The sequence below is a fragment of the Neisseria sp. 27098_8_139 genome (assembly GCF_041433195.1).
Taxonomy (GTDB): domain Bacteria; phylum Pseudomonadota; class Gammaproteobacteria; order Burkholderiales; family Neisseriaceae; genus Neisseria; species Neisseria subflava.
The window spans coordinates 1-726 of the sequence record NZ_JAPWBA010000035.1; the positions used below are offsets into that span (position 1 = coordinate 1).

The following is a 726-nucleotide window of genomic DNA, read 5'->3' on the forward strand; positions in this document are numbered from 1 at the left end:
TCCTGCCGGCATTGTCAGCGGACGTGCAGCCACGGAAGATCAGTTGAAAGCTGTAACCAATCAGGTCAACAGTTCTGCAACCCACTATTACAGCGTGAACGACGGTGGCGGCGCACACGGTGGCAATTTCAATAATGACGGCGCGACTGGTCTTAACGCATTGGCTGCCGGCGTGGGTGCAAGTGCGCAAGATAATGATGCTGTCGCCATCGGTAGCGGAACGATCGCTCAAGGTAACGGCTCGATCGCCATCGGTGCGGCTGCCGAAGTCAGCGGCGCCACCGGAGCGGGCGGCATCGCCATCGGCGCGGCTGCCACCGCTAAGAACGGCGGTACGGCCGTCGGCTCCGGCGCGGATACCGGCAACGGCACGGCACTCATCCCCGGCCTGCCCAACCGCCTCAATAACAACCTAGCATTGGGCGATAGCGCGAGGGTTAAAAACGATACCAACTTCAACGTGGCATTGGGTTCGCTTTCCACTGCAGGCGATGCGGATTTGACCGCCGCCGCCTACAAACCGAACGCAACTTCCGTCATTGCCGGCGACATCAACGAAGCCGGGGTTAAATATGGCGAAGTTTCGCTGGGCGGGGACACAAGCCATTTTATGTCCGGTAGCAAAATGTACCGCCGCCTGACCAATTTGGCTGCAGGTTCGGCCGATACCGATGCCGTGAACGTATCGCAGCTGAAAGCGGTGCAGGCTGCTTTGCAGGACCAAGC

Annotated in this window: 1 pseudogene; it reads left to right on the forward strand. The window is 59.6% G+C overall.

What is annotated here, in order from left to right:
* Window positions 1-726, forward strand: a pseudogene (locus tag O3660_RS11555) (hypothetical protein); the annotation flags it as partial.